General features: G+C 72.3%; 26 protein-coding genes and 1 pseudogene. 15 read left to right on the top strand and 12 right to left on the bottom strand.

What is annotated here, in order from left to right:
* Positions 1 to 106 precede the first annotated feature (106 nt).
* The 3 genes from J4709_RS52320 (at position 107) to J4709_RS52310 (ending at position 5,478) form a co-directional block, all read left to right on the top strand.
* A complete protein-coding gene (locus J4709_RS52320; RefSeq protein ID WP_307802179.1) occupies positions 107 to 1,501 on the top strand; it encodes a hemolysin family protein in 1,395 nt (464 codons plus the stop codon).
* The gene (locus J4709_RS52315; RefSeq protein WP_208253004.1) at positions 1,489 to 2,505 is read left to right on the top strand and encodes a hemolysin family protein; all 1,017 of its coding nucleotides are present in this window, start codon (positions 1,489 to 1,491) and stop codon (positions 2,503 to 2,505) included. Before J4709_RS52320 ends, J4709_RS52315 begins: the two co-directional genes overlap by 13 nt.
* A 105-nt stretch (positions 2,506 to 2,610) precedes the next feature.
* Positions 2,611 to 5,478 (top strand): coiled-coil domain-containing protein, encoded by a 2,868-nt coding sequence (locus J4709_RS52310; protein WP_208253003.1) that lies wholly within the window; start codon positions 2,611 to 2,613, stop codon positions 5,476 to 5,478.
* A gap of 1 nt (position 5,479) precedes the next feature.
* On the opposite strand, the gene J4709_RS52305 is transcribed toward J4709_RS52310, so the two are convergent.
* Together J4709_RS52305 and J4709_RS52300 are read right to left on the bottom strand one after the other, a co-directional pair.
* Positions 5,480 to 5,878, bottom strand: a complete 399-nt coding sequence (locus J4709_RS52305; protein ID WP_208253002.1) for a phage holin family protein — start codon at positions 5,876 to 5,878, stop codon at positions 5,480 to 5,482.
* 109 nt (positions 5,879 to 5,987) lie between these two features.
* Entirely contained in the window at positions 5,988 to 6,446 is a 459-nt protein-coding gene (locus J4709_RS52300; RefSeq protein ID WP_208253001.1) for a hypothetical protein, read from the bottom strand.
* A 167-nt stretch (positions 6,447 to 6,613) separates the two neighbouring features.
* On the opposite strand from J4709_RS52300, the gene J4709_RS52295 reads away from it, so the two are divergent.
* Positions 6,614 to 7,267: an HAD family hydrolase gene (locus J4709_RS52295; RefSeq protein WP_208253000.1), complete on the top strand. Its 654-nt coding sequence runs from the start codon at positions 6,614 to 6,616 to the stop codon at positions 7,265 to 7,267.
* Positions 7,268 to 7,312: 45 nt separating this feature from the next.
* Positions 7,313 to 9,151 (top strand): DNA helicase RecQ, encoded by a 1,839-nt coding sequence (recQ, locus tag J4709_RS52290; protein ID WP_208252999.1) that lies wholly within the window; start codon positions 7,313 to 7,315, stop codon positions 9,149 to 9,151.
* 100 nt (positions 9,152 to 9,251) lie between these two features.
* On the opposite strand, the gene J4709_RS52285 is transcribed toward recQ, so the two are convergent.
* Complete coding sequence (locus J4709_RS52285; RefSeq protein ID WP_307802178.1) at positions 9,252 to 10,598, bottom strand: flavin monoamine oxidase family protein; 1,347 nt, start codon at positions 10,596 to 10,598, stop codon at positions 9,252 to 9,254.
* A gap of 57 nt (positions 10,599 to 10,655) precedes the next feature.
* Between J4709_RS52285 and J4709_RS52280 the strand changes: the two genes are divergently transcribed.
* From J4709_RS52280 to J4709_RS52260, 5 genes are all read left to right on the top strand, one after another.
* Positions 10,656 to 11,255, top strand: a complete 600-nt coding sequence (locus J4709_RS52280) for a TetR/AcrR family transcriptional regulator (protein ID WP_208252997.1) — start codon at positions 10,656 to 10,658, stop codon at positions 11,253 to 11,255.
* Between the two features lie 87 nt (positions 11,256 to 11,342).
* Positions 11,343 to 11,807, top strand: a complete 465-nt coding sequence (locus tag J4709_RS52275; protein ID WP_208252996.1) for a DUF5666 domain-containing protein — start codon at positions 11,343 to 11,345, stop codon at positions 11,805 to 11,807.
* Positions 11,808 to 11,961: 154 nt separating this feature from the next.
* The gene (locus J4709_RS52270) at positions 11,962 to 12,636 is read left to right on the top strand and encodes a response regulator transcription factor (RefSeq protein ID WP_208252995.1); all 675 of its coding nucleotides are present in this window, start codon (positions 11,962 to 11,964) and stop codon (positions 12,634 to 12,636) included.
* Positions 12,633 to 13,991, top strand: coding sequence for a sensor histidine kinase (locus J4709_RS52265; protein WP_208252994.1), 1,359 nt, complete (start codon positions 12,633 to 12,635; stop codon positions 13,989 to 13,991). The genes J4709_RS52270 and J4709_RS52265 overlap by 4 nt, the downstream gene beginning before the upstream one ends.
* A 379-nt stretch (positions 13,992 to 14,370) precedes the next feature.
* Positions 14,371 to 14,994 (top strand): acetate uptake transporter, encoded by a 624-nt coding sequence (locus J4709_RS52260; RefSeq protein ID WP_208252993.1) that lies wholly within the window; start codon positions 14,371 to 14,373, stop codon positions 14,992 to 14,994.
* A 66-nt stretch (positions 14,995 to 15,060) separates the two neighbouring features.
* Here J4709_RS52260 and J4709_RS55330 read toward each other — a convergent pair whose 3' ends face one another.
* On the bottom strand, positions 15,061 to 15,192 hold the full coding sequence (locus tag J4709_RS55330; protein ID WP_269757706.1) for a hypothetical protein: 132 nt from the start codon (positions 15,190 to 15,192) through the stop codon (positions 15,061 to 15,063).
* 149 nt (positions 15,193 to 15,341) lie between these two features.
* Complete coding sequence (locus J4709_RS52255) at positions 15,342 to 15,881, bottom strand: TetR/AcrR family transcriptional regulator (protein ID WP_208252992.1); 540 nt, start codon at positions 15,879 to 15,881, stop codon at positions 15,342 to 15,344.
* Positions 15,882 to 15,952: 71 nt separating this feature from the next.
* Between J4709_RS52255 and J4709_RS52250 the strand changes: the two genes are divergently transcribed.
* Positions 15,953 to 17,152 carry an FAD-dependent monooxygenase gene (locus J4709_RS52250; protein WP_232385418.1) on the top strand — a complete coding sequence of 400 codons (1,200 nt, stop codon included), beginning with the start codon at positions 15,953 to 15,955 and terminating at the stop codon, positions 17,150 to 17,152.
* A 122-nt stretch (positions 17,153 to 17,274) separates the two neighbouring features.
* Positions 17,275 to 18,492, top strand: a complete 1,218-nt coding sequence (locus J4709_RS52245) for a PP2C family protein-serine/threonine phosphatase (RefSeq protein WP_232385417.1) — start codon at positions 17,275 to 17,277, stop codon at positions 18,490 to 18,492.
* 9 nt (positions 18,493 to 18,501) lie between these two features.
* On the opposite strand, the gene J4709_RS52240 is transcribed toward J4709_RS52245, so the two are convergent.
* The 6 genes and pseudogenes from J4709_RS52240 to J4709_RS52215 form a co-directional block, all read right to left on the bottom strand.
* On the bottom strand, positions 18,502 to 19,224 hold the full coding sequence (locus tag J4709_RS52240; RefSeq protein WP_208252991.1) for a hypothetical protein: 723 nt from the start codon (positions 19,222 to 19,224) through the stop codon (positions 18,502 to 18,504).
* A 41-nt stretch (positions 19,225 to 19,265) separates the two neighbouring features.
* Complete coding sequence (locus J4709_RS56340; protein WP_372442258.1) at positions 19,266 to 19,643, bottom strand: DUF397 domain-containing protein; 378 nt, start codon at positions 19,641 to 19,643, stop codon at positions 19,266 to 19,268.
* Positions 19,644 to 19,808: 165 nt separating this feature from the next.
* A pseudogene (locus J4709_RS52230) lies at positions 19,809 to 19,973 on the bottom strand (DUF397 domain-containing protein); the annotation flags it as partial.
* Between the two features lie 208 nt (positions 19,974 to 20,181).
* Complete coding sequence (locus tag J4709_RS52225) at positions 20,182 to 20,445, bottom strand: DUF397 domain-containing protein (RefSeq protein WP_208252989.1); 264 nt, start codon at positions 20,443 to 20,445, stop codon at positions 20,182 to 20,184.
* Positions 20,446 to 21,277: 832 nt separating this feature from the next.
* The gene (locus J4709_RS52220) at positions 21,278 to 21,466 is read right to left on the bottom strand and encodes a DUF397 domain-containing protein (RefSeq protein WP_208252988.1); all 189 of its coding nucleotides are present in this window, start codon (positions 21,464 to 21,466) and stop codon (positions 21,278 to 21,280) included.
* Complete coding sequence (locus J4709_RS52215; RefSeq protein ID WP_208252987.1) at positions 21,457 to 22,266, bottom strand: helix-turn-helix domain-containing protein; 810 nt, start codon at positions 22,264 to 22,266, stop codon at positions 21,457 to 21,459. Before J4709_RS52215 ends, J4709_RS52220 begins: the two co-directional genes overlap by 10 nt.
* Before the next feature lie 142 nt (positions 22,267 to 22,408).
* Between J4709_RS52215 and J4709_RS52210 the strand changes: the two genes are divergently transcribed.
* Complete coding sequence (locus J4709_RS52210; RefSeq protein WP_208252986.1) at positions 22,409 to 22,807, top strand: ATP-binding protein; 399 nt, start codon at positions 22,409 to 22,411, stop codon at positions 22,805 to 22,807.
* Positions 22,808 to 22,920: 113 nt separating this feature from the next.
* Positions 22,921 to 23,115, top strand: a complete 195-nt coding sequence (locus J4709_RS52205) for a hypothetical protein (protein ID WP_208252985.1) — start codon at positions 22,921 to 22,923, stop codon at positions 23,113 to 23,115.
* A gap of 1 nt (position 23,116) precedes the next feature.
* Here J4709_RS52205 and J4709_RS52200 read toward each other — a convergent pair whose 3' ends face one another.
* Positions 23,117 to 24,097 (bottom strand): hypothetical protein, encoded by a 981-nt coding sequence (locus J4709_RS52200; RefSeq protein ID WP_208252984.1) that lies wholly within the window; start codon positions 24,095 to 24,097, stop codon positions 23,117 to 23,119.
* Positions 24,098 to 24,260: 163 nt separating this feature from the next.
* On the opposite strand from J4709_RS52200, the gene J4709_RS52195 reads away from it, so the two are divergent.
* Positions 24,261 to 25,709, top strand: coding sequence for a hypothetical protein (locus J4709_RS52195; protein ID WP_208252983.1), 1,449 nt, complete (start codon positions 24,261 to 24,263; stop codon positions 25,707 to 25,709).
* The last annotated feature ends 336 nt before the right edge of the window (positions 25,710 to 26,045 follow it).

The raw sequence follows: 26,045 nt of genomic DNA, 5'->3' as shown, positions 1-26,045 counted from the left end.
GGTGCGCCGGGAACCTCGCCGCCCGGGGCGGCGTTACGCAGGTAGGCCCAGATGAGAGGAGTGGTGAGTCCGCGGTGTCGGACCCCAGTCATAGACCCGGTGCCCCGTGCTGAGCGCGGCGCTGGGACTGCTCGCGGTGATCGTTCTCACCGCCGCCACCGGATATTTCGTCGCCCAGGAATTCGCCTACGTCGCCGCCGACCGCGCGTCCCTCGAACAGGCCGCAGCGCGCGGCGACGCGTCCGCCCGCCGGGCCGTCAAGGTCATCGGCCGGCTGTCGTTCATGCTGTCGGGGGCGCAGCTCGGCATCACGATGACCACGCTGGTCGTCGGGTTCATCGCCAAGCCCGCCCTGGCCGAGCTGATCCGTCCGCTGCTGGAAGGCATCGGCGTCCCTGAGGGCGCGACCGGCGCGATCGCACTGGCCGCCGGGTTCGTCCTGGCCACGCTGATCCAGATGCTGCTCGGCGAGCTGTTCCCCAAGAACCTCGCCTTGGCCCGCGCCGAGTCGCTGGCGCGCGCGCTGGCCGCGTCCACCCTCGTGTACCTCGCCGTCGCGGGGCCGCTGATCCGGCTGTTCGACCGCGCCGCCGAACGGCTGCTGCGCGCCGTCGGCGTCGAACCCGTCGAGGAGCTGCACAGCGGCGCCACCCTCGAAGAGCTCGGCGACATCATCGGCAAGTCGCACAGCGCCGGGCACCTGCCCGCCGACCTGTCCGGCCTCCTCGACCGCGCCCTGTCGTTCGGCGACCTCACCGCCGACGAGGTCATGGTGCCGCGCCCCCAGGTCAGGACGCTGCCCGGCACCGCGCCCGCCGCCGACCTCATCGCGCTGATCCGGGAGACCGGGCACAGCGCCTACCCCGTCTACGACGGCGAGGTCGACGACGTCATCGGCGTCGCCGGCGTCCGCGAGGTCGCCGACGACGCCCTCGACCCCGCCACCCCCATCGGGAAGATCGCCCGGCCCGCCCTGCTCGTCCCCGGCAGCCAGCCGCTGTACGGCGTCATCGAGCGGATGCGCGAGTCCGGCGAGGAGTTCGCCTGCGTCGTCGACGAGTACGGCGGCCTCGCCGGCATCCTCACCTTCGAGGACGTCGCCGAGGAGCTCGTCGGCGAGATCGCCGACGAGACCGACGCCCGCGAGGACGCCCCGACCACCGGCCCCGACGGGTCCTGGCTCGTCGACGCCGGCATGCGCATCGACGAGGTCGGCCGCCTCACCGGCCTCGACCTGCCCGAAGGCGACGCCTACGACACCCTCGGCGGCCTCGTCATGGCCGAGCTGCGCCGCCTGCCCTGCCCCGGCGACCGCCTCACCGTCGCCCTGGACGGCGCGTCCGGGCACGCCGAGCTCGAGGTCGTCAGCGTCGCCCGCCGCGTCGCCGAGAAGATCCGGATCCGGACCGCCGCCGCGCCGCCGGCGCCGTCCGGGCGCCCCGAGGTCTCCGACCCGCCCTGCGCCGCCCCGGCGCGCGAGGAGGCGTCATGGACCCGCTGACCTCCCTGCTCATCACCGTCCTGCTGCTGATCGGGAACGGCTTCTTCGTCGCGTCGGAGTTCGCGCTCGTCGCCGCCAACCGGTCCCAGCTCGAACGCGCCGCCGCCAAGGGCGGACGGCCCGCCGCCGCGGCCGTCGCCGGCGTCCGCGAGCTCTCGCTGATGCTCGCCGGCGCCCAGTTCGGCATCACCATGTGCTCCCTCGGCCTCGCGATCGTCACCGAGCCCGCGTTCGAGCACCTCCTCGAACCGCCGCTGCACGCCATCGGCGTCCCCGAGGCCGGCGCCAGGGCCGCGGCCCTCGCCTGCGCCCTCGGCGTCATCACCTTCCTGCACATGGTCATCGGCGAGATGGCGCCGAAGTCCTGGGCGATCGTGAACCCGGAGCGCTCCGCGGTGCTGCTCGCCCTGCCGTTCCGCGCGTTCGCGAAGGTGTCCCGCCCGATCCTCGCCGCGCTGAACGCCATCACCAACGGGCTGCTGCGGCTCGTCCGCGTCACCCCCCGCGACGAGCTCGACAGCCACACCGACCCGGCCCGGCTCAGCCACCTCGTCGGCGAGTCCCGGCGCCTCGGCCTCATCGGGCGCCACGACCATGAGCTGCTCCGCCGCGCCATCTCGGCACGCGAGGCGACCGTCCGGCACCTGGTGATCCCCGCCTCGTCGGTGACCACCATCGACGCGGGGGCGTCCGCGGCCGACATCCGCCGCACCGCGACCGCCAGCGGCCACAGCCGGCTGCTCGTCCGCGGCCCGGACGGCACCGCCACCGGCATCGTGCACGTCCGCGCCGCCATCACCGAGCCCGGCGGCGACCGCCGCGCCGGCGACCTCGCCCACCCGGCGACCGCCCTCACGGCGCGGACCACCGTCCTCGACGCCGTCAGCCGGATGCGCCGCGCCCGCGCCCAGCTCGCCGTCGTCAACGGCGACCGCGGCGAGTTCACCGGCATCGTCACCCTCGACGACCTGCTGGCCGAGCTCCTCGCGACCAACCCGCACTGACCCGCGTGATGATCATCACGCGTGATCGTTTCCATGTGAGACGTTAGACAGGGGCAGAAGGGGACATGTACGGCCCCGGGGTCGAACTGGGACGGGATGGCGTCGGTGAACCACTCAACGGAACCCAACGAGCCGGACGGCGCGCCGGAGCCCGGCCTCGACGCCCGCCCCGACCTGGAGACACTGCCCCTCACCGAGACGTCCGCCGAGGAGACCCCGCCCCTCGGCGTCGAACAGGTCCCGTGGGGCGGCCGCGACCTCGTCGAGGCCGCCTACGCGCCGCTGACCGACCGGTACGAGCGGCTCCAGGCGGGGCTCACCGGCGACGCGGTCGGCTGGACGGCTCAGATCGCCGCCCTCCGCGCCCTCCGCACCGGAGACGTCGCCGGCGACTGGGAGATCCTCGCCCGCCTCCTCGTCGCTCCTGGAACCCTCGAAACGTCCGACGCCGTCCGGCTCGTCCGCACGGCGGACGAGCCGGAGACCGTCCGCTCCCTCCTCCGGGACCTCAAGGCCGCCGGTGAGCGAACCCTCCTCCTGGCCCCCACCCCCGAGCAGGCCGCCGCCGTCCTCGGCGCCGTCAACGACGACCCGGAGATCCGCGCCCTCCTCATCGAGACCGTCCCGTCGTCGCCGGACAAGCCCGCCGAACCCCTCACCCCGGACGTCGCCCCCCAGCCCGAGCCGCCCGAGGCCCCGCCCCGGCGGGACTCCGGCTCCCACGGCACCGTCGAGTTCAAGCCCGTGACCGGCCTCCCCGACCCCGGCACGGCCGCGACCCGAGCCGAACCGCTCCCGACCCCCGAAGAGCCCACCGGCCCGGACACGACGCAAACACGAGCACTGCCCACCCTCCCCGACGAGCCCGAGACCCCTGCGGCAGATGCCGCCGACGCGACGCGAGCCGAGTCGCTGCCGAGCATCGACGACGAACAGCCCAGCGCACCCCCTGGAACCGCGCCGGAACCGGACGCGGCCAGTACGCCGTCCGACGGCGCAGGCGACGTCCAGCCCAACGTGACGCCGACCGGACGTCCCGCAGACGAGCCGAGCGCGCGCGCCGAAGGCGTGGCCGCAGTGGACACGACGCAGACGCAGGCGCTGCCCGCTCTCGCAGATGAAGAGCCCGGGGCGGTGGCTGAAGGCGTGGCCGCGGCTAACTCCGTGGAGGCGTTGCCCGTCCGTGCGGGCGAGGGGCATGGCGCGCAGGCGGACCAGGCTGGGACGGGTGGCGTTAGCGGGGGCGCAGGGGCGCGAGGGGCTTCGAGCGGTGATGCCGAGGACGAGTCGGAGGCGGGCGAGGCGCCGGCCGGCGTTGCGGGCGGCAGGGAGACCGGTAGCACGCTGCCTGAAGGTCTCGGGGATGAGGGAGCCCCTGAGGCGTGGGTCGTGGGGGCCGTGTTGCGGCCGGTCGGGGAAGGGTGGACGAGTGCGTGGCGGGCCGAGGGCGGGGTGCTGCGGCGCGGGTTGATGTGGCTTGAGCAGTGGCCGCGGGACGCGGAGGCGCTGGCGGCGGTGCGGGCGGAGGTGGCGGCGCGCAAGGAGGCGCTGGACGCGGAGCTGGCGGGTCTGGCGGGGACGATCGAGGAGGCGCGGGACGCGGCGCAGGGCGCGGAGGAGCGGGTCGTCGAGGCGGAGGCCGAGGCGGAGCGGCTGGTCGCGGTGGAGCGGGAGGCGGAGGAGGAGCTGGCGGGGCCGCGTGCGGAGGCGGAGCGGTTGCAGGCCGTCGCGGACGCGGCGGGCGCGGAGGCGGGCGAGTTGACGCGGGTGGCGGACGAGGCGTTCGCGCGGTGCACGCAGCTCGATGAGCGCGCGCGGACGGCGCAGGAGGAGTTGCAGGGCGCGCAGCAGGTGGAGGCGTCGTTGAAGGACGAGCTGGCGCGCGCGCAGGAGGCGTTGCCGGCGGCGATGGAGGAGGCGGACAGGTTGGCCGCCGTGGACGCGGACGCGTCGGCGGAGGGGCATGCGGCCTACTACCGGCTGGTGTCGGCGGAGTCGGCGCTGTCGGCGGTGCGGCGGAAGATGAGTCTGCCGCAGCGGCTGCATGTGGCGGCGCCGCCGTCGCAGTTGAAGAGCGTCCGGGCGGAGGTGCGGGCGCGGGCGCGGGACGCGGACGAGGCGGCGAAGCGGGCGCAGGAGGCGAAGGACGCGGCGGAGCGCGCGGAGGCGCACCGGCAGGGGCTCGCGGCGTTCGTCGCGGAGGGCGGGCCGCGGCTGGCGGAGGCGCGGGAGGCGCAGGAGCGGTTGACGACGGAGCTGGCGTGGCTGGCGACGGAGCGGGAGACGGCGGGCGCGGAGCACCGGGAGCAGGCGCGGCGTGCGGCGGAGTCGGTGGACCGGGCGACGCAGGCGGGGCTGGAGGCGCGGGTCGCGCAGCAGGCCGCGCGGGTGATCGAGGAGCGGGCGGAGGCGGCGCGGACGGCGCGGGAGGGGGCGCTGGCGGCGGCGGAGCGAGCGCGTTCGGACGCGGAGGCGGCGGTGGCGCGGGCGGCGGAGGCGCGCGGGGAGCTGGACCGGCGTTCGGCGGAGGGCGAGGCGGAGGCGGCCGCGGGCGAGGTGGAGCTGCGGTCGGCGGCGGAGGCGGAGGCGCGGGCGCGGGAGAACGTCCGGGAGGTGTGCGGGGCGGATCCGGCGGGCGATCCGGACGTGATCGGCGAGCGTCAGCGGCTGGTGATGGCGCGGGTCGAGGAGCTGGGCGGGTTGCTGCAGGGCGGCGAGGCGGACGGTTCAGCGCTGCTGCCCGATGCGGACGTGGTGGCCGGGACGCCGGTGGGCGTGGGGGCGGCGGTGCCGGGCGAGCGGTTCGGCGCGCTGGTCGCGGTGGGCGCGGTCGACGACGCGGACTTCCTGGTCGGCGCGGTCCGGGCGGCCCGCTGGGTGCTGGTGGGCCCGGCGGAGGACGGGGAGCCGGGGCGCGGGACGTTCGCGCGGTGCGCCGTCGCCGCGCCCCGGCTGGTGGAGGACGGCCGGTAGGTCAGCGCCGGTCGTCGCGGTCATCGTCGTCGTCCCCGGGGACGAGGACGTGCAGGAGCCAGCCGACGACGCCGACGACGATCGCGCCCCAGAACGCCGGCCAGAACCCGCTCACGTGGAACGCCAGGTGGAGGCGTCCGGCGAGGGCGCTGGTCAGCCAGAGCAGCAGGCCGTTCACCACGAGCCCGATGAGCCCGAGGGTGAGGACGTAGAAGGCGCAGCCGAGGGTCTTGACGATCGGCTTGATGACGGCGTTGACGAGGCCGAAGATGACCGCGACGCCGAGCACTGTGAGCGCGCGGTGGGCGGTGTCCCGGCCGGTGAGGGTGATGCCGTCGATCAGCGCGGTGGCCGCCCAGAGGGCGATCGCGGTGATGACGACCTTGAGGAGAATGCGCACACCACGATGATGGTGGTGGAGATCGCGATATCCATCCCTCTGCGCGGCGATTCGCCGAGTCTGTCGCTCATCATCCGGAACGACCGGGCGACGTCCGGGGGGACGAGGGTCAGTCGGCGCGGTCGAAGAACGGGGAGCGGGCGGAGACCTGGGAGCCGCGCGCCGCCGGTCCGGCCTGGGCGGGGGCGGGGGTGGGCGCGGGGGCGGGGGCCTGGCGGGGGAGGGGCGGGGCGGCGGCGCCGCCGTTCTGCCGGACGCGGGCGAGTTCGCGCTGGAGGCGGCGCTTCTCCATCTCCAGGGTGGTGAGCGACTCCTCGTGCTCCTCGCGCAGGTAGCGCAGGTCGCGGCGGGCGCGCAGGAGGCGGCCGGCGCCGGCGAAGGTGAGCATCGCGCCGACGACGAAGACGACGGCGACGGCCGCGCCGGCGAGGAAGACCTGCCATTCGTTGTGGATGCCGGGGACGGCCTGGCCGAAGGCGGTGATGTGCGAGGGGTCGGTGTTGTCCATGATGATCCCGGCCGCGACGGCGGCGGCCGCGGCGAGCAGGAGCAGTCCGATGAACGCCATGTGCAGATCTCCTCTGCGGTGACTCCGGAGGGGGTTCGGAGGTGCACCACCATGCCAGACGGGAAGCCGATCATGTCGAATTCGCCAGATAAATGCAGGTCAGGGGCTATTAGTCCGGTTCAACGACCCGGGGTTGCCCGCCGAGCGCGCTGGGTAGTGAACGGGCCATGCCTTTGGAGGCCATCGTTTTCGACCTGGACGGCGTGCTGATCGACTCCGAGCCGGTGTGGGAGGAGGTGCGGCGCGGGTACGTCGCGTCCCACGGCGGGCGGTGGCTGCCCGACACGCAGCAGCGGCTCATGGGGATGAGCACCGAGGAGTGGGCCCGCTACATCGCGACCGACCTCGTCGACGGCGTCACCGCGGAGGAGGTCGCCTACACGGTGATCGACGAGATGTCCCAGCGGTACGCGGACGGGCCGCCGCTGCTGCCGGGCGCCACGGAGGCCGTCCGCCGGCTCGGCGCGTACCGGCCGCTCGGGCTGGCCAGCTCGTCGCCGCGCGCGCTCATCGACCTGGTCCTCGGGCAGCTCAGGCTGGACGTGCTGTTCCGCGTGGCGGTGTCCACCGAGGAGGTCGACGAGGGCAAGCCCGCGCCGGACGGCTACCTCGCCGCGGCCGCGCGGCTGGGCGTCCCGGCGGAGGACTGCGTCGCGATCGAGGACTCCGGCAACGGCCTGCGCTCGGCACACGCGGCCGGGATGACGGTGGTCGCGATCCCGCGCGAGGCGCACCCGCCGTCCGACGACGCGCTCGCGCTCGCCGCGCACGTCGCGAAGGACCTGGACGAGCTGACGCCCGACCTGCTCGCCGCCCTCTGATCCGTCTCGGGGACGGCTGTCGGTGACCGCTCATAGGATGGGCCGATGGCCTCCCCCGACTTCCTCGAAACCCCGGAGACGCTCGACACGCTGCGGCGCGTGTTCGGATACGACGCGTTCCGGGACGGGCAGCGGGAGATCATCGAGCATGTGGTGTCCGGCGGGGACGCGCTCGTCCTGATGCCGACCGGCGGCGGCAAGTCGCTGTGCTACCAGATCCCGGCGCTGGTCCGGAAGGGCACCGGCGTGGTGATCTCGCCGCTGATCGCGCTCATGCAGGACCAGGTGGACGCGCTGCGCGCGCTCGGTGTGAACGCCGGGTTCCTCAACTCCACGCAGGACCTCGACGAGCGCCGCGTCGTCGAGGCGCAGTTCCTCGCGGGCGAGCTCGACCTCCTCTACCTGGCGCCGGAGCGGCTGCGCGTCCCGGCGGCGGTCGAGCTGCTCGACCGGGGCGACGTCGCGCTGTTCGCGATCGACGAGGCGCACTGCGTGTCGCAGTGGGGCCACGACTTCCGGCCCGACTACCTGATGCTGTCCGGCCTGCACGAACGCTGGCCGGACGTGCCGCGCATCGCGCTGACCGCGACGGCGACGGAGGCGACCCGCGCGGAGATCGCGTCCCGGCTCCGGCTGGAGGACGCCCGGCACTTCGTGGCGAGCTTCGACCGGCCGAACATCCAGTACCGGATCGAGCCGAAGACCGACGCCAAGCGGCAGCTCCTCCGGCTGCTGGAGACCGAGCACAAGAACGACGCGGGCATCGTGTACTGCCTGTCCCGCAACTCGGTGGAGAAGCACGCCGCGTTCCTCACCGAGAACGGCATCGAGGCCCTCCCGTACCACGCGGGCCTGGACGCGGAGACGCGCGCCACGAACCAGGCGCGGTTCCTGCGCGAGGACGGCCTCGTCATCGTCGCGACGATCGCGTTCGGCATGGGCATCGACAAGCCGGACGTCCGGTTCGTCGCGCACCTCGACCTGCCCAAGTCCGTGGAGGGCTACTACCAGGAGACGGGACGCGCCGGACGCGACGGCCTGCCGTCCACGGCGTGGCTCGCCTACGGGCTGCAGGACGTCGTCAACCTCCGCAAGATGATCGACGCCGGGGAGGGCGACCCCGCGTTCCGCCGCCGCCAGTCCCAGCACCTCGACGCGATGCTGGCGCTCTGCGAGGCCGTCGAGTGCCGCCGCGTCCAGCTGCTCAACTACTTCGGGCAGCCGGGCGAGCCGTGCGGCAACTGCGACACGTGCCTGTCGCCGCCGGAGACGTGGGACGCGACCGTCCCGGCGCAGAAGGTGCTGTCGGTGATCGTCCGGCTGGAGCGGGAGCGGCGGCAGAAGTTCGGCGCGGGGCACATCATCGACATCCTGCTCGGCAAGAAGAACGCCAAGGTCATCCAGTTCGACCACGACGCGCTGAAGTCGTTCGGCATCGGCGCGGAGCTGCGCGAGGCGGAGTGGCGCGGCGTCGTCCGGCAGCTGCTGGCGCAGGGGCTCGTCGCGGTCGAGAGCAACCACGGCACGCTCGTGCTGACCGACGCGAGCGCGGACGTGCTGCGCGGTGAGCGCAAGGTGCCGATGCGCCGCGAGCCGGAACGGGCCGCGGCGAAGACGGCGAAGGCCGCCAAGGACCGCAAGGCCCCCGTCGAGCTGCCCGCCGAGGCGGCGCCGGTCTTCGAGCGGCTGCGCGCCTGGCGCGCCGCGACCGCGAAGGAGCAGGGCGTCCCCGCCTACGTGATCTTCCACGACGCGACGCTCCGCGAGATCGCGACGGCGCTGCCGTCCTCGCTCGCCGAGCTGGGCAAGGTGAACGGCGTCGGCGAGAACAAGCTGGCCAAGTACGGCGAACAGGTTCTCGAAACGCTCGCCGAAACGGCCTGACCGGCGCCTGGAGCGGAGCTCTAGCGGAGCGGAAGGCGCCGGTCAGGCCGCCCTTGCTGGGGGGCGTGGGGGGTCGTCCCCCCACCATGACGCTGATCGTTCAGGTGAGGGCGGTGGAGATCTCGCGGGCGGCGCGGTGGCCGGACTCGACGGCGCCGTCGATGTATCCGGCCCAGCGGGTGGCGGTCTCGGTGCCGGCCCAGTGCAGCGGCCCGACGGGCGAGCGGAGCGCCGGGCCGAACCGGGTCAGCGTGCCGGGCGTCGCGAACGCGCCGTAGCAGCCGCGCGAGTACTCCTCCTCCGCCCAGTCCCGCTCGATGAACGCGATCGGGTCGCGGGCGCGCGGCCCGAAGTATCCGGCGAGGTCGGCGAGGACGCGTTCGCGGCGCGCCGCCGGGTCGAGGCGCGCCGCAGCGTCGGCGTGCCGGCCTTCCAGGAACCCGACGAGGACGCCGGGCGCGCCGTTCTCCGGCGTGTTGTCGAAGACGACGGCGAAGCCGCGCCGGTCGCTGTTGGCCTGGCCGCTGAACCCGTCCGCGCGCCAGAACGGCTCGTCGTACACGACGTTCACCTTGATCACGCGGCCCATCGGCATCCGCTGGACGAGCTGGTCGCGGTCGCCGGGCAGGCCGGGCGCGTACCGGATGCGGGCGGCGAGCGGCGGCGGGACGGCGATCACGGCGCGACGTGCCCGCACTTCCGCGCGGGGCGTGCGGAGGTGGACGGAGTCGTCGGTCCAGGCGATCTCGGTGACGGGCGCGTCGAGCACGACCCGGTCGCCCAGCTCGTCGGCGAGGGCGAGCGCGATCCGCTGGGAGCCGCCGGAGACGCGGTCCTGCTGGGCGCCGCCGGTCGTCTCGATCAGCGGGTCGAGGCCGCCGGCGGACGCGACGTAGAAGGCGGCCCACAGCGCGGACATGTCGTCGGGTTCGGCGGCGAACACCGCCTGCGTGATCAGCCGCATGAAGGAGCGGCCGGCGCGCGTGTGGAGGTTGCGCCGGATCCAGGTGCCGAACGTCCGGGTGTCGAGCCAGGCGGCGTGCTCGGCCGCCCAGGGCTCGCCGGTCGGGACGCGGCGGGCGATCCGGTCGAGGTGCGCGGAGCCTTGGCCGATGTCGAGGATCGCGGCCGGGGAGAGGCGCGGGATGCGTCCCTTGTACTCGCTGCGGCGCCCGCCGAACTCGGCGATGTGGCGGCCTTCGTCGTAGGTGGGGTAGGTGGTGAGGCCGAGGTCGCGGATCAGCGCGAGCACCTCGCCCTGGCCTGGTCCGACCCATTGGCCGCCGACCTCGATCGGCCCGCCGCCCGGGAGTTCGCCGTTCAGGAGCCGCCCGCCGACGCGGTCGCGGGCCTCCAGGACGACGACGTCATGCCCGTCCCGTACCAGGTCACGGGCCGCGACGAGCCCTGCCGCACCGGCTCCGACGACCACCACGTCCGCTTCCACGGGCCCTCCCATACGGATCGGATCACACATACATCATGTATGTGTTATACATGACGCGTGGAGAACGTCAAGAGCCGGCGCGAGCAGTACGTCGAGAGCACCCGCGCCGCCCTCCTGGACACCGGCCGCCGCCACTTCACCGAGCGCGGCTTCGCCGACGTCTCCGCCGAGGAGCTCGTCCGCGCCGCCGGGCTCACCCGCGGCGCCCTCTACCACCACTTCGACGGCAAGCAGGGCCTCTTCCAGGCCGTCTTCGAGGAGTACGAGGACCAGGCCGCCCAGCGGATCGCCGCCGCGATGGCCGCCGCGGGCGGCGACCCGTGGCAGCGCGCGATCGCCGGCGTCCGCGCGTTCCTCGACATCTGCGCCGAGCCCGGCTACCGGCAGATCGTCCTGCTCCAGGGCCCCATCGCGCTCGGCTGGCCGCGCTGGCGTGAGCTCGACCAGCGCTACCTCGGCGCCCTGCTGGAGGACGGGCTCACCGCCGTCCTCGGCACCGCCCCCGCCCATCCCCTGCCGCTCACCGCCGCCGCCGTCTACGGGGCGCTCACCGAACTCGCGCTCACCATCGCCGACGCCGCCGACCCCGCTCAGGCCCGTGACCAGGCCGTCCAGCTGGCCGCCGCAATGCTGAAGGGCGTACGCACCTTCCACTGAGCGGTCCGGATACGCAGAGACGATTCCCAGGGTTCTCCCAGGATCCGCAACGGACTCCTACCAGCCGCCGCCGGTCTAATGGCCACCATGCGAACCAACAGGAAGACCATCGCCGCCGGTGCCGGCGCGGCCGGGCTGCTCGGGCTCGGCCTGTACCTCGCCGTCCCCGCCGCCGCGAACTCCGCCCCGTCCCCCTCCCCCTCCTCCACGACCGCCGCGCCGAAGAAGCACAACGGGCACGGCAAGCGCCTGGCCCCGCTGCGCCGCGTCCGCGGCGTGCACGGCGAGGCGACCGTCCGCCGCAAGGACGGCTTCCACCTCGCCGACTGGCAGCGCGGCAAGATCACAGCCGTGTCCGGGACGACCCTCACCGTCCGCAGCGCCGACGGCGCCACCTGGACGTGGACCACCAACGGCGACACCCGCGTCCGCAAGGACGGCGGCAAGTCGACGGTGTCCGCGCTGGCCAACGGCGCGCAGGTCTTCGTGCTGGGCGAGCGCTCCGGCGACACGCGCACCGCCAGGCTCGTCCGCGAGCCGAAGAAGCGCTGACCCCGGAGAACTCCGGCCGGGCCGCCCGGGCCGCGGGGCGCTGATCTTCGCGGCCCGGGCGGGTCCGCCGGGGCGGTCGGCGCGGGCGGGTAGTTTCGGGGCAGGGAACGGTGGCCGGGCGCGATGCCCGGCCGGAGGCCGACAGCGGGAGCGGATGAGCGAGAACCGGCGGGTGCTCGTCGTGGACGACGAGGCCAACATCCGCGACCTCATCGAGGTCGCGCTGCGCTTCCACGGCTTCGCCACCGTCACGGCGGCGTCCGGGGAGCGGGCGCTGCGCGCGGCCGCGGACGAGCGGCCCGACCTCGTCCTGCTGGACGTCATGCTGCCCGACCTCGACGGGTTCGAGGTGTGCCGGCGGCTCCGCGCGGGCGGCGACCAGGTCCCGGTGATCTTCCTGACCGCGCGGGACACCCCGTCCGACACGGTCACCGGCCTCACCCTCGGCGGCGACGACTACGTCACCAAGCCGTTCTCGATCGAGGCGCTGATCGCGCGGGTGCGGGCGGTGCTGCGGCGGACGGCCCCGCCCGCCGGCGGGGTGCTGCGCGTCGCCGACCTGGAGCTGGACGAGGGCCAGTGGACGGTCCGCCGCGGCGGCGTCGAGGTGGAGCTGTCGCCGACGGAGTTCCGGCTGCTCGCGCACCTGATGCGCAACGCCGGGATGGTGCTGTCGCGCGCCCAGCTGCTGGAGAGCGTCTGGGGCTGGGACCACGGCAACCCGCAGGTCGTCGAGACCTACATCAGCTACCTGCGGCGCAAGCTCGACCCGCTGGGCACGCCGCTCATCCACACCCAGCGCGGGGTCGGGTACGCGCTGCGGCCATGACGCTCAACGCCCGGCTGCTCGCCGGCCTGCTCGCCGTCACCCTCGCCGGGCTGACGATCATGGGGCTGGTCAGTGCGCTCGTCCTGCACGGGTACCTGATGCACCGGGTGGACGGGCAGCTCCAGGCGACGCGCGACCGGGCGATCGCGCGGCTGGTCCGGCCGGGGCTGCCCGAGCAGGGCGTGGCGCCGGCCCGGTTCGTGGTGCTGGCGGTCGGCCAGAACGGGCAGGTCCGGGTGCTCAGCGGCGACGCGCCGCCCCCGGACCACGCGGTCGGCGAGGTCGAGCACCTCGGCACCGCCGGCCTCGCCGCCCGCGCGCGCTCGCTCGAACCGTTCTCGCTGCCGGGTCTGCGCGCCGTCGCCCGTCCGTGGCGCAACGGCACCGTCGTCGTCGCGTCGCCGCTGGACGAGATCCACTCGGCCGTCCGGAACCTGGTCCTCACCGAGGTCGCGACCGGCGCGCTGCTGCTCGCCCTGCTGACCCTGCTCGGCCGGTGGCTGATCCACCGCGGGCTGCTGCCGCTGGACCGGATGGCCGCGACCGCGCACGCGATCACCGCGGGCGGCGACCTGCGCGCCCGCATGCCCTGCCCCGGCCCCCGCACCGAGACCGCGCGGCTCGCGGCCGCCGTCAACGTCATGCTCGACCGGATCGAGCAGGCGTTCTGGGCCCGCAGCCGCTCCGAGGCCCGCGTCCGCGAGTTCGCCGCCGACGCCTCGCACGAGCTGCGCACCCCGCTCACCACCATCCAGGGCTACGCCGAGCTGTACCGGCACGGCGCCCTCGGCCCGGGCGAGCTGCCGGACGCGATGCGCCGCATCGAGGACGAGGCGAGCCGGATGAACCGGCTGGTCACCGACCTCCTCGAACTCGCCCGCCTCGACCGGGAGGCCACCGTCCAGCCCGCCCCGGCCGACCTCGTCGCGCTCGCGCGGGACGCGGTCGCCGACGCCACCGCCGCCTCGCCCGACCACCCCGTCCGGCTGGAGGCGCCCGGCACGCTCGTCGCGGACGTCGACGAGGCCCGGATCCGGCAGGTCTTCGCGAACCTGCTCGCCAACGTCGCCGCGCACACCCCGCCCGGGACCCCGGTGACCGTCCGGCTCGCGCCCGGCGTCATCGAGGTCGCCGACGAGGGGCCGGGCATGGCCCCCGAGGACGCGGCCCGCGCGTTCGAGCGGTTCCACCGCGCCGAGCAGGGCAGCGGCGGCGCCGGGCTCGGCCTGCCGATCGTCGCCGCCATCGCCGCCGCCCACGGCGGACGCGCAGAGCTGCTGTCCCGCCCGGGCGGGGGGACGACCGTCCGCATCACGCTCCCGGAACCCGAGCGGACGAACCCCGACCCGCCGTAAGAACCCGTCCAGGTGCCACGTTCCGCGACGTTCAACGCAATGCCGTCCGAACGCCGCATCGGGCGGCGAACGTCCGTCATCTTCTGTCGATTCTTTGGTGAAGCGACGGGAAACAGAACAGTGACCTGAGACACATGCGGAGTTATGATCGCTTCGAGGCCAGCGACACTACGGGTCTCCGCAGTTACTGGGCGCATCTGACGCGCGTCCAACCTCGCGCCAGATGCACGGCAGGACGGTGAGGTCGGACCAGCATGCGGCAAGGCGAGATCCTGTCCCGCCGGTGCGGCCTTTCCGAACGTCTGTTCCCGCGTTCCCTCGTCCATCCCCGCCTGCTCCCGGGCAAGCCGCGACGTGGGGACTCCAGCGAGGAGGCAACATGACCTACGTCGAGCAAGAGTCCACTCCTCAGACCCCGCCCGCGGTCGCCGACCCCGCCCCCCTCGGGCTGGCCGCGTTCGCCCTCACCACGTTCCTTCTCTCCGCCAAGAACGCCCAGTGGACCGACGGCACCGACGCCTGGCTCGGCTACGCGCTCGGCTACGGCGGCCTCGTCCAGCTCCTCGCCGGCATGTGGGAGTTCCGCAACCGCAACGTGTTCGGCTCGACCGCCTTCTCCACGTACGGCGGCTTCTGGATCGGCCTCGGCCTGTACATCCTGCTCGTCTCGCCCAAGGCGACGGCGCCCGACCAGGTGCACAACGACCTCGGCTGGATCCTGCTGGCCTTCGCGATCTTCAACACGTACATGCTGCTGTGGAGCACCCAGGTGAACTGGGCGGTCTTCGGCGTCTTCCTCACCCTGGAGATCACCGAGATCGTGCTGTTCATCGGCGAGTTCTCCGCCAACGAGTCGACGATCAAGGTCGGCGGCATCATCGGGGTGATCACCGCCCTGGTCGCCTGGTACACCTCCGCGGCGGGGGTCATCAACGGGATGCTCGGCCGCACCGCCCTCTTCGTCGGCAAGCCGATGTTCAACCTCACCGCCACCAGGCCCTGACCCCGCAGGACCCCGAAGGCCCCTCGCCCACCGGACGGGGGGCCTTCGCCGTGCGCGCCGGCGCCGTCAGAGGGAGGGCCCCGGCCCGTCGTCGTTCAGCCACTCCCAGGCGATGCGCGCGGCTTCGAGCGCGAAGCGCCCGAGTGCGGCCAAGGCCGCGACCTGCCGCCAGTTCCAGCGACGGTGAGGCTTGCTCATCCAGATCACCTTCCCTTTCCCCCACAGGACAAGGCCCGGACCGCGTCCGACCGGCACACTCTCCGCACAGTGACCTACCCCGAACCGCCCAGCAGATATCGAACACAAGTTCGAAGTCAGCTAAAATCAGACACGAGCCCGGCGGACGGTCAGACCTCGATGCCGAGGGCCGCGCAGGCACCGTCCACGGCGGCCCGGCGGAGCTCGGCCTCGGGCACGTCCGCAAACTGGATCGTGCAGTCCTGGACGCCGCCGAAGGCGATCGCCGCCCGGGTGGCCTGCTCCAGCGTGGGCTCGGGGCCGTGCAGCAGCCTTCCGAACCGTGCACGCCACTGCATGACGAGGTCGATCAGCCCGAGGTCGGCGAGCGTGGTCAGCTCGCTGAGCATGAGGACGATCCCCTGGCGGTTGCGGTAGTGGAAGTCGAAGTAGCCCTCCAGCAGGGCGCGGGGCTCCACCTCGTCCAGCGCCTCCTGGGCGGCCAGGAACGCCTCCTCCTCGTCGATGATCGGCTGCACGATGCTGCGGACCAGGTCCTCGCGCGACGAGAAGTGGTAGTAGAGCGCCGGCTTGGTGATGCCGAGCCGGTCGGCGATCTCCTGCAGGCTGGTCCGCTGCACGCCCTTGCGGGCGAACAGTTCGCGGGCGGCCTCCTGGATCCGCTGCTTGGTGTCGGAGGGGCGAGGCATGCCGCCAGCGTAGCTGACTTAACGGTAGGTAAGTGATCGTGTTACGCTTACCGACCGTTAAGTAAGGAGACATGGCCATGCGGATCCTCATCTCCGGCGCCAGCGTCGCCGGCCCGGTACTGGCGTACTGGCTCACCAGGCACGGCTTCTCCGCCACCGTCGTCGAGCGCGCGCCGGACCTGCGCAAGACCGGCGGCCACGCCGTCGACCTGTTCCGTCCCGCGATGGACATCGCGGAGCAGATGGGCGTGCTCCCCCGCCTGGAGGAGCGGGCCACCGGCACGAACCGGCTGACCATCCGCCCCGAAGGCGCGCGCCGCCCCGTCCGGGCCGACCTCTCCAAGATCTTCAGTCGCGCCTCCGACCGGCACCTGGAGGTCATGCGCGACGACCTGAGCGAGATCTACCACGGCGCCACCCGCGACGACGTCGAGTACGTCTTCGGCGACTCGATCACCGCGATCTCGCCCGACGGCGAGGTCCGCTTCGAGAACGGCGCCCCGCGCCGCTTCGACCTCGTCGTCGGCGCGGACGGCCTGCACTCCAACGTCCGCCGCCTCGTCTTCGGCGACGAGTCCCGGTTCAGCACGTTCGCCGGCGCCTACCTCGGGGTCCTGACCCTGCCCAACGCCGCCGGCCTCGACGGCGAACTCCTCATGCACGTCGGCGTCGGCCGGACCGTCGGCATGTACGGCGCCCGGCACCTCGACGACGCGCGCGCCCTGTTCCTCTTCCGCAGCGACCGCGAACTCGACTACCACCACCGCGACGTGCCCCGGCAGAAAGAACTCCTGCGCGACGCGTTCAGCGGCATGCACCCCGACGTGGACCGCTGGCTGGACGAACTCGACCGCACCCCCGCGTTCTACTTCGACTCGATCACCCAGCTCCACATGGACACCTGGTCACAGGGCAGGACGACGCTCGTCGGCGACGCGGGCTACAGCCCCGGCGCGGCCGTCGGCGGCAGCACCACCCTCGCCATCGTCGGCGCCTACGTCCTCGCCGGGGAACTGGCACGCGCGGACGGCGACCACGACCGCGCCTTCCCCGCCTACGAACGCGCGATGAGCGGCCCCGTACGCGGCAGCCGCGCCGTCGCGCTGAGCGCGGCGAAGACCCTGATCCCCACGTCCCGCCTCGGCGTCCGCGGCCTGGCCCAGGGCGCCCGCCTGATCTCCGCCCTGCCCGCCGCCCCCAGCCGCGCCCTCCTGCGCCTCACCACCAAGAGCGCCCGCCTCTACAACTCCATGCCGCTCGAGAGCTACTGACGACCCGCCAGACCGTATGGGGTTGGCCAAGGAAAGCGCGCCCGCGGGTCGCGTCCGCCCGCTGAGGGAAGGGTGGCCCTGTCACGGCGCAGACGTGGCGCACCCACGACCCAGGGGCATGCATGGAGGCGGCTGCCGGCCGACAGCAGGAGCAGGCCCTGCTCCTGCTGCTGGAGAAGATGCACTTCGTGTCGCCGGATCGGCTCCCGTCGTTCTTCAATGGGTACGCGGCCGATCTCGGGGTCCGCGCGATGACCATCTTCCTGGCCGATCTCCGCCAGGACACCCTGGTCTCCCTCCCGGAAGGGCCCGACCAGCCGTCCCTGCGGCTGGGAGTGGACGACACCGAGGCCGGACGCACTTACCGCACCGGCCAGTTGCAGACGTCCGAGCACCGCGCCGGCGGACTCCAGCTGTGGCTCCCGATGAACGACGGGATGGACCGCATCGGCGTCCTGGAAGTGCGGACCGACACGCTCGACCAGGGCACCCTGCAGGTCTGCCGGACGCTGGCCTCGCTGCTGGCCCTCGCCGTCATCGGAAAGGGCGGCCACAGCGACGCCTACTCACGGCTCCAGCGCAGCGCACCGCTGAAACTCGAAGCGGAGATGGCATGGGCCTACATGCCGCCCCGCACGATGGGAACCGAGCAGGTCACCTCCAGCGCCGTCCTCGAACCCGCCTACGACCTGGGCGGCGACGCCTTCGACCATTCGCTGATCGAGGGGGAGCTGCACATCACCGTCCTGGACTCGATGGGCCATGACCTGCTGTCCGGGCTGACGTCGACGGTCGCCATGTCCAGCTGCCGGAACGTGCGCCGCAGCAGCAGCGGATCGCTGCGGGAGATCGTCGCCACCGTCGACACCAACCTCGCCACCTGGTTCCCTGACCGGTTCATCACCGGCGTCTTCGCCCACCTCGACCTCGCCAACGGCACGCTGAACTGGATCAACTGCGGCCACCCGACCCCGCTGCTGCTCCGCGACCAGAACCCGGTCCCCGGCGCCCTGGACCGCGACCCGCAACTACCGCTCGGCATCGCCCACCATCTCGCCGGCGATCACACCCCGCACGCCTGGAGGATCGACACCGTCCAGCTCCAGCCCGGTGACCGCGTCCTGCTCTACACCGACGGCGTCACCGAGGCGGAGGCACCGGACGGCACGCGCTTCGGCCAGGAACGCTTCACCGACTTCATCATCCGCGCCATCGCCGCCGGGGAGCCCACCCCCGAGGCCCTCCGCCGCCTGGTCAACAACATCCTCGCCTACCAGGACGGCCGCCTCAGCGACGACGCCACCATCCTGGTATTCGAATGGCACCCGACCCGCACCTGACCCGCCCCCTCAGGCGGCCAGCTCCTCCAGACCCGTCCGAACCCAGCTGAGATCCAGTTCGTCAGCCGCCCCGCGGGCAGCCTCAACCAGCAGGGCCCGCTCGGGATCGTCCACGGCCAGCTCACCGGCGAGCAGCAACTGCGCCGCGGCGACCTGCGGCCGCATGCCAGCCGCCGACCGCAGATGAAGCGAGCGCCGCAGCATATGCAGGCCCTCTTCGCGCTCACCGTCACCGAGCACATGCCAGGCCAAGTGGCGAAGCACCATCGCCTCAAGCATCAAGTCGCCCTCGTCCTGGGACGCTCGCAGCGCCTCCGCGTAATGCGCCTTCGCTCCAGCACTGTCGTCGCGGACGTTGTCGAGAAGCGCACCCCAGTGGAACTCGCCCCACCCGTGCGTCCTCGGGTCGGCGGCAGCGAACCGGTACCCGGCCTCCGCGGTCTCGTAGTCATCCGGCAGCGGGTCGAGCTTGAAGAGCAGACGCGTGTAGGCGAGCCGAGCGGCGAGCAGCCGCGCCGGCACCGACTCCGGATCAAGCGCCGCTATCGCCGCAGCCGCGGCCTCGATCCCGTCGCCCCTGAACAAGAACCGCTCGTAAAGAATCTCGGCCTTCAACTCAAGCGCTTCAGCACTCACATCATCGACCAGCAGCGCAGCAGCATGGTCCCAGTCCCCGAGCACATGGAGACGGCGGGCCGTAGCCAAACCCGGGTAGGCGTCATCACCAATCACACCACCTACGCTAGAGGCCGCCAATGTAGGCGGTCAAGCAATCAATGACGACTACATGACTCCAGCGCCGCGCCCGCACGCCCCGATCCGGCGCACCACCCAGCCCTGCTCCGCAAACCTGGGAACTCAACGACCGCCTGCAGGATCAGCGGCGTACGGCGGCCGTCCGAGCGCGGTCGCATGGACGGCCCGCCGCGATTCAGGATCACGGGAGGCGAGGGACGGTCAGCGGGTCGCGCGGGCGAAGTCCACGGCGCTGGGCAGGCCGCGCGGGTGACCAACAGAACGGGACCGTCCAGGTCCTCGCTGTCCCGCACCGCCACCATGTCCACCACCGCCTCGGCCGCGTCCGCCAACTCGCCCCAGTCCTTCCCGCTGCGAGTGCTTTGCGTCAGACGAGACCCGCCAGTCCAACGCACTCGGCGCCGTTGTTCAGGCTTCGCTCGCGGGTCACTGCGTTGACTTGCGGCGTGTCGTCCTCATAACGCCGTTCTTAAGGACGACACGCCGCAAGTCAACGAACCGTCAGAGGCGGCCGCCAACCACGATCAGGCTTTCGGGAGGCGGGGACGGTTGCGGGAGCGTCAGTGGGTCGCGCGGGCGGAGTTGACGGCGCTGCGCAGGGCCGCACGGGTGACCAGGAGAACGGGACCGTCCGGATCCTTGCTGTCCCGCACCGCCACCACGTCCGCCACCGCCCCGGCCGCGTCCGCCAACTCACCCCACTCCCCGCCGATCTCCCCGCTTGGAGTGCTTTTGCGTCAGACGAGACCCGCCAGTCCAACGCACTCGCCGCCGTTGTTCAGGCTTCGCTCGCGGATCACTGCGTTGACTTGCGGCGTGTCGTCCTCATAACGCCGCTCTTAAGGACGACACGCCGCAAGTCAACGAGCCGGCAGGGGTGGACAGCCCGCTGCGGCTCAGGCTCGTGGGAGGCGGGGGACGATTGCGGGCCGGTCAGCGGGTCGCGCGGGCGGAGTCCACGGCGCTGCGGAGCGCCGCGCGGGTGACCAGCAGGACGGGACCGTCCGGGTCCTTGCTGTCCCGCACCGCCACCGCATCCGCCACCGCCCCGGCCGCGTCCGCCAACTCAACGCAGTTCCCGCCGTTGGAGGCACTGTGATTGCTCTTGCGCCATGCAAGCCCCGCAAGCTCAACGCACTCGCCGCCGTTGTTCAGGCTTCGCTTTGACTTCCGCCACGTCAGGTCACTCAACTCCATGCAGCCAGTGTCATGCGCAAGGGCGCGGCTGTCGCGGGTCCAATATCGGCCAGCGGAAGTCCCGCGTCCACGGACATCGACGGGCCAGCCGTCGAGCCAAAGGCGCGGCAGGGTGACTGGATGCTGCACGCGGTAGGCAACCGGGCCGGCCAAGAGAAGGCGCGTGGTGGGTGGCGAGACCGGGGCGGGGCCGACACGGTCGACACCGGGAAGTCCCTGGCGTCGGTGTGCTGAGGCGAGGGCGTACTGGACCGCGGAAGGCGACCTCAGCAGGGGTGGACGGCCCGCCGCAACCCAAGTGCGGGACGCCGTGGACGGTTTTCGAACGGTCAGCGGTCGCGCGGGCGGAGTTCACACCGCACACAGGGCCCACGAATGATCAGGACTACGCGCCCGTTGGGATGGCAGTGCACGGCGGGCCGTCGGAGCGGTGTCGAGTGGACGACCCGCTGCGACTCAGGCTCGCGGGAAGCGTTGGGACGGTTGCGGAAAAGCCGGCGGGTCACGCGGGCAGAGTTCGCGGCGCCGCACAGAGCCGCACGGGTGCCTAGAAGAGCGCGACGTCCGAGGCCTGGCGATGCGCAGCGGGCCGCCCGGGAGGGATCGGGTGGATGGACGCTGCAACTCAAGCTTGGGGGAGGCCGGGGGACGGTTGCAGGACGGTCAGCCTCTCGCGGGTGCGGAGTTCACCGGCGCTGCGCAGAGCCGTACGAGTGATCATGAGAACTCAACCGTCAGGAAATGGCGGCGCGCGGCGGGCCATCCGGGACGGGGTCGGCGGACGGCCCGCCGCGACTCAGGCTTGTGGAAGGCGGGGGACGCTTGCGGAGGATCAGCGGGTCGCGCGGGCGGAGTCCACGGCGCTGCGCAGAGCAGCGCGGGTGACCAGGAGGACCGGGCCGTTCGGGTCCTTGCTGTCCCGCACCGCCACCGCACCGGCCGCATCCGCCAACTCGACGCAGTTGCCGCCATTGGAACCGGTGTAGCTGCTCTTGCGCCACTTCGCGTTTGTCAGGTCCATCTCTCCTGCATGACCTTTCTAATCAGGTCGCGCGACATGTCTTCGGTGAGCGCCCGGGAGCGAAGCGCGATCAGGGTTCGCGTGAGCATTGCCAGGTCCGTGGGGTCGTCCGTCGTGAGCGCTCGTATGGCCGTCTCGACATAAGCGACTTCACTGCGGTCGTCCATCGTCGCGACCACGAACGCGCCCATGTTGCCGTCATGCTCGCCACTTGCCAACACTACTTGAACCGTGACGTTGGGCAACATGCTCATCTCGATGAGGTGCTCGAGTTGTCCCCTGGTCGTCTCAGGTGTGCCTACGGGGCGGTAGAGCGCCTGCTCATCGACCAGGAGGACAAGGTTCGGGGGGACCCGCTTCTCATTGCCGCTGATGATGTCCTGGCGGCTGAGCCGCGCCTCTATGGCTTCCTCGTTGCCGCGCAGGAGAGCTGACGCATAAGCCGGGGTCTGGACGAGCCCGGCGATCAGCATGGGCTCCCAGGAAACCAGCGTTGCCGCGTCCGCCTCGATCTTGGGCCAGTCGAACCAGATAGGGACCGGATGGCCGTTTCTGTTTAGGTCCTCCCAGAGCTTGATCAGGGCCCCGTCGGCTTCGAGTAGCCGATCCACGCTCTCAACGAAGGACCGAGTGGCACGCCTGGTGCCGTTCTCAATGCGGCTCACCTGCCCCTTACTGATGTTCGTGTGATCAGCGATGGACTGTTGCGTGACGCCCTTCGCCTCGCGCATCCGGCGCATCTGGCCACCGAAAGCGATCAGCGCGGGAGACTCCTTGGGACGTTGCCGTTTGGGGGGCATGAGCGCGAAGTTTCCTTCCTTGACACCTCGCCAGGAGGGCACACCTGTTGCCAGTCGTCGCCAAGGTGACTTGGCAACACCATGTTAGGCCGCAACCTTGCTAATTGTGTGGTGTTCGCCACACACAGTGAGAAGAGGGATCATGGACGAGGCGGCGGGGCGGGAGAACGAGATGGTGGTGAAGCATGACCTCGCGGTCGTCGCGGAGGTGCGGCGGTTCGTGCGGCTGGTCACCGGCCAGTGGGACATGGACGACTTCATCCCGTGCCTGGTGGCCAGCGAACTGGTCACCAACGCCCTGCGCTACGCGTCCGCGTCCGACGACGACGTGACGTTCCGGATCGGACGGACCGACGACGGCGCGCTGTGGATGGAGGTCCAGGACGCGACCTGCGACCTGCCCTGCATGCAGCGCGCCGACACCATCAGCGAGGCCGGACGGGGCCTGTTCATCGTCGACCAGTTCTGCCGCTGCTGGGGCGTCCGCCCCCTCGCCGGCAACACCGGCAAGGTCGTCTTCGCCGTCCTCGACACCGCTTGAAGACCAGCGGAGGGGCGGTCCCTCCCGTCCGCCCCTCCGCTCCCCACCGGCCGCACCGACGGCCCTACCCCGGTGAGTTCAGCACCACCTCGCCGGTCTGCGATGCCCGGACCGTGTGCGTCGCCCGACCCGCGCCGGCCACCGTCCAAGGCTTCGACGTGCACACCGGGAGGGAACGTCGGCGCAGCATCGAGGTCACCGAGGAGCCGACGATCGCGACCCTGAACGCCGGCACGGGAAAGACGCTGTGGAGATGGAACGGCCACCGGCTCGACATGTTGGCCGCGAACTCGTCATCCGCCCGCTGACTCACTCGAAGGCGACCCGCGACAGGGCGCGGGCGGCGAGGCGGCGGGCCTCGGCGGAGACCTGCACGGCGGGGGCGGCGGCCCGGTAGTCGACGGTGACCAGCACGTTCCCTCGCCGGACGACGACGCGGGCGCGCTGCGAGCCGTCCCCCTCGTCCCGGACCCCGGTGCACGCCTCGTCACCGAGGCCGGAGACGCGCGACGGGCAGTCCTTGTCGACGCGGCCGCCGAAGAACCCGTGCGCGATCTCCGAGGCGCCCCCGCCTGGGCCGTACTGGCGCCGCGTCCGCTCCAGCCGGACGCTCATCTCCGGTGGCGGACGATCGGCTCCCCACGCACACGATCGGTCATCGGGACGCCCGGAGTCGCCCTCGCCGCGGCCGTGCGCGTTCGGGACGTCGCGGGCGAGTGCGGCCTGGTCGAACACGCCGCACGCGTCCGGCAGCCGGCTCGCCTCGGTGCGCCCTGGCCACCACGGCCGCGTCCACGGGCTCCACCCGCCGACGACGAACACCACGACCACGGCCAGGACGGCGCCGATGAACACGGTCGCGATGCCCAGCCCCGTCCGGCCGATGGGTCCGGGCACCGACGTTCGGATCCGTGACCGGTACGGGCCGGACCTCGCGAGCACGTCGTCCACCAAGGCCGCCATCCGGCGGCGCCGAGCGAACGGGGAGAGTGCGCGATGCGGCAGCCGGCGGACCCCACCGCGCACGCTGGTGAGGGAGAGCTCGTATCCGGGCACGCCCCCGACGCGTGGCAGGAAGGCGACCTTCGCCACCTCCTGCCACGGGATCATCTCCTCGCGGCGGCCGGACCGCACGCGCACGCCGTCCCCGTCCACCCACGTCCGAGCCCACGGCGCGGCCCGTCCCATGGCGAAGAGCTGCACGAATACCAGGGGCAGCAGCCCGAACAGCGGCATGAGCCACAGGACGTGGAAGGCGAAAGCGGGCACGATGACCGCGACGTAAGCCACCAGCAGGACGTTCAAGGCGACCCAGCGGCCACGGGACGGCCGAAACACCGGGACGTCCGGCGCCGGCGCAGGGGCGCGAGGCTACCCACCGAGCCGATCACCAGAACGGCGCGGAACCACGATGGCCGGAACCGGGCCGCCACTGGCTGAGAGACTCGGCGGTATGGGCCGTTATCGACGTGATGTTGAGGTCGCTCCGTTTCCCCGCGAGCTGCTGGACCAGGTGGTGGGCGCGCTGCTGGACGCGGTGGAGGAGGCGCCGATCACCGAGAGCGGCTTCGAGTTCGGGGACGAGATCATCGACGGCGTGCGGCTGGTGGAGGGACGGCACCTCGCCGCCGGAGCCCGCTACCGAGGGGAAGAGGACGGGCTGACCATCGACGTGCACGTCCCCGCCTGGGACCGGGACGGCGGGTCGCGCATCGAGGTCACGGGCGTCTCCGGTGGTCATACGGTCAACCTGCGGCTGGACCTGCGCATGTCCGGACGACGGCTTCATTCCGTCCGCATCACCGGCGACTACCAGGGGCCGAAGCCGTTCCGCGGATTGCGGCGCGTGCGGTGGGAGGGGCACCTGCGCGCCGAGGAATGGTGGTCCGCGCCCGGCGCCAAGACGCCCCCGCTCTCCCTGCGGGTCGTGCACCGGTTCGCCATCGCCGAAGTGCGGATCGCACGGGGCAAGGGCAAGCGTGGACGCTGGTCCGTCCGGACCACGACGCGGCTCGGTGGACGCTCCCTCCTCCGTCCTCTCGCGGCGGTGTGGCTCGCCGCCAACCGGGCCCGCATCCTGCGCAAGCTGGACGAGGGCCTCGCTCAGGCGGCGACCGCCTGGAACGCCGAGGTGCCCCGCATGGCGAAACGTGGCCTGCAAGAGCGTCTCGAGTTCGAGCACCGGATCTCCCTCAAGGCCGTGCCCCGCGAATGGGCCGAGACGTATGTGGCCGAACTCCACCAGGGAACCGAGGGGCTGGTCTTCGACAAGCGCCACCTCTTCAAGAGCCCTGAGAGCACCTACGACGTGCGGCTTCTCAAGGGGAAGCACATCAGGCCGGGCACCAGGTACCGCATCACCTTCGCCCCGCCGTCCTCCACCTCCAAGGACAAGCGCAAGCCACTTGATCTGCACGTCACGGCGTGGGAGCTCGACGGGCCGAACCGCATCGAGTTCGCCAGACCGGACGATGCGCAGGCCGGGTGGGTCGAGATCGACAGCGCCCGCAGACCCACCCTCGTCCGCGCCGGGTTCACCGATACGTCCACGAGCGGCATCCCCGTCATGGCGGCGGCCGAAGCGGACCTCCAGCGCTGGTGGAGCACGGGCTCACTGCTCACCGGCACCGTCGAGATCCCGGTAGGCGGGGCGACCCTCGCCGTCGAGCGCGTCGCCGACGAGGACGGGCAATGGACGGTGGCGATCACCGCCGCCGTCGAAGGACGCGCCTGGGCGCGTCATCTGGTCGCGGTCGCCGGAGTGCTGTCCGGCCCGGCCTTGAAGCAGGCGTTCCGCGAGACCGCGGACACCTTCGCCGAAAGATGGAACAGCACCGTCCCCGGCGCCGGCACCGCCGATCAGGCCGCCGACGCCACACTCTCCGCCATCCTCGAACACTAGGAACCAGGCCCTGCTCCGACCCGCCAGGGGCGCCCTCGGGGCTGCCACGGCCCGTCCTGACGAAGGCCCGCCGTTGCCCACCGGGGGCCGCTGAGCGCCTATCCCATCGCGCCTGAGAGAGCCCTGCGGTGCCCGTCTGGTCAGCCTCCTGGAGATCGTTTCGAACTTTTTTGGGTTGGGGTGGACTGGGCTTGAGGCCTTGCGTGGGCGCGGTTTTGGGTGGTCTTTGCAGGTCGGGGCGGGTGTTGGGGCGTGCTTGACGAAATATGGGGTGGCTTGACCGTGTTGTGGATGTGTGACCGACGGGAAAGCCCGTCCACAGCGCCCGGCCAGATC

This window comes from Actinomadura violacea (genome assembly GCF_017573465.1).
GTDB lineage: Bacteria > Actinomycetota > Actinomycetes > Streptosporangiales > Streptosporangiaceae > Spirillospora > Spirillospora violacea.
The sequence above is the reverse complement of the archived record's forward strand: the minus strand, read 5'-3'. Positions and strand labels throughout refer to the sequence as shown.

What these genes read in the sequence shown, in the direction of transcription:
- J4709_RS52315 (WP_208253004.1), top strand. Translation starts at nt 1,489, where the DNA reads ATGGACCCGCTGACCTCCCTGCTCATCACCGTCCTGCTGCTGATCGGG.
- J4709_RS52300 (WP_208253001.1), bottom strand. Translation starts at nt 6,446, where the DNA reads ATGGCGTTCATCGGACTGCTCCTGCTCGCCGCGGCCGCCGCCGTCGCG.
- J4709_RS52295 (WP_208253000.1), top strand. Translation starts at nt 6,614, where the DNA reads ATGCCTTTGGAGGCCATCGTTTTCGACCTGGACGGCGTGCTGATCGAC.
- recQ (WP_208252999.1), top strand. Translation starts at nt 7,313, where the DNA reads ATGGCCTCCCCCGACTTCCTCGAAACCCCGGAGACGCTCGACACGCTG.
- J4709_RS52275 (WP_208252996.1), top strand. Translation starts at nt 11,343, where the DNA reads ATGCGAACCAACAGGAAGACCATCGCCGCCGGTGCCGGCGCGGCCGGG.
- J4709_RS52270 (WP_208252995.1), top strand. Translation starts at nt 11,962, where the DNA reads ATGAGCGAGAACCGGCGGGTGCTCGTCGTGGACGACGAGGCCAACATC.
- J4709_RS52265 (WP_208252994.1), top strand. Translation starts at nt 12,633, where the DNA reads ATGACGCTCAACGCCCGGCTGCTCGCCGGCCTGCTCGCCGTCACCCTC.
- J4709_RS52260 (WP_208252993.1), top strand. Translation starts at nt 14,371, where the DNA reads ATGACCTACGTCGAGCAAGAGTCCACTCCTCAGACCCCGCCCGCGGTC.
- J4709_RS55330 (WP_269757706.1), bottom strand. Translation starts at nt 15,192, where the DNA reads ATGAGCAAGCCTCACCGTCGCTGGAACTGGCGGCAGGTCGCGGCCTTG.
- J4709_RS52255 (WP_208252992.1), bottom strand. Translation starts at nt 15,881, where the DNA reads ATGCCTCGCCCCTCCGACACCAAGCAGCGGATCCAGGAGGCCGCCCGC.
- J4709_RS52250 (WP_232385418.1), top strand. Translation starts at nt 15,953, where the DNA reads ATGGCCATGCGGATCCTCATCTCCGGCGCCAGCGTCGCCGGCCCGGTA.
- J4709_RS52245 (WP_232385417.1), top strand. Translation starts at nt 17,275, where the DNA reads ATGGAGGCGGCTGCCGGCCGACAGCAGGAGCAGGCCCTGCTCCTGCTG.
- J4709_RS52225 (WP_208252989.1), bottom strand. Translation starts at nt 20,445, where the DNA reads ATGGAGTTGAGTGACCTGACGTGGCGGAAGTCAAAGCGAAGCCTGAAC.
- J4709_RS52220 (WP_208252988.1), bottom strand. Translation starts at nt 21,466, where the DNA reads ATGGACCTGACAAACGCGAAGTGGCGCAAGAGCAGCTACACCGGTTCC.
- J4709_RS52215 (WP_208252987.1), bottom strand. Translation starts at nt 22,266, where the DNA reads ATGCCCCCCAAACGGCAACGTCCCAAGGAGTCTCCCGCGCTGATCGCT.
- J4709_RS52210 (WP_208252986.1), top strand. Translation starts at nt 22,409, where the DNA reads ATGGACGAGGCGGCGGGGCGGGAGAACGAGATGGTGGTGAAGCATGAC.
- J4709_RS52195 (WP_208252983.1), top strand. Translation starts at nt 24,261, where the DNA reads ATGGGCCGTTATCGACGTGATGTTGAGGTCGCTCCGTTTCCCCGCGAG.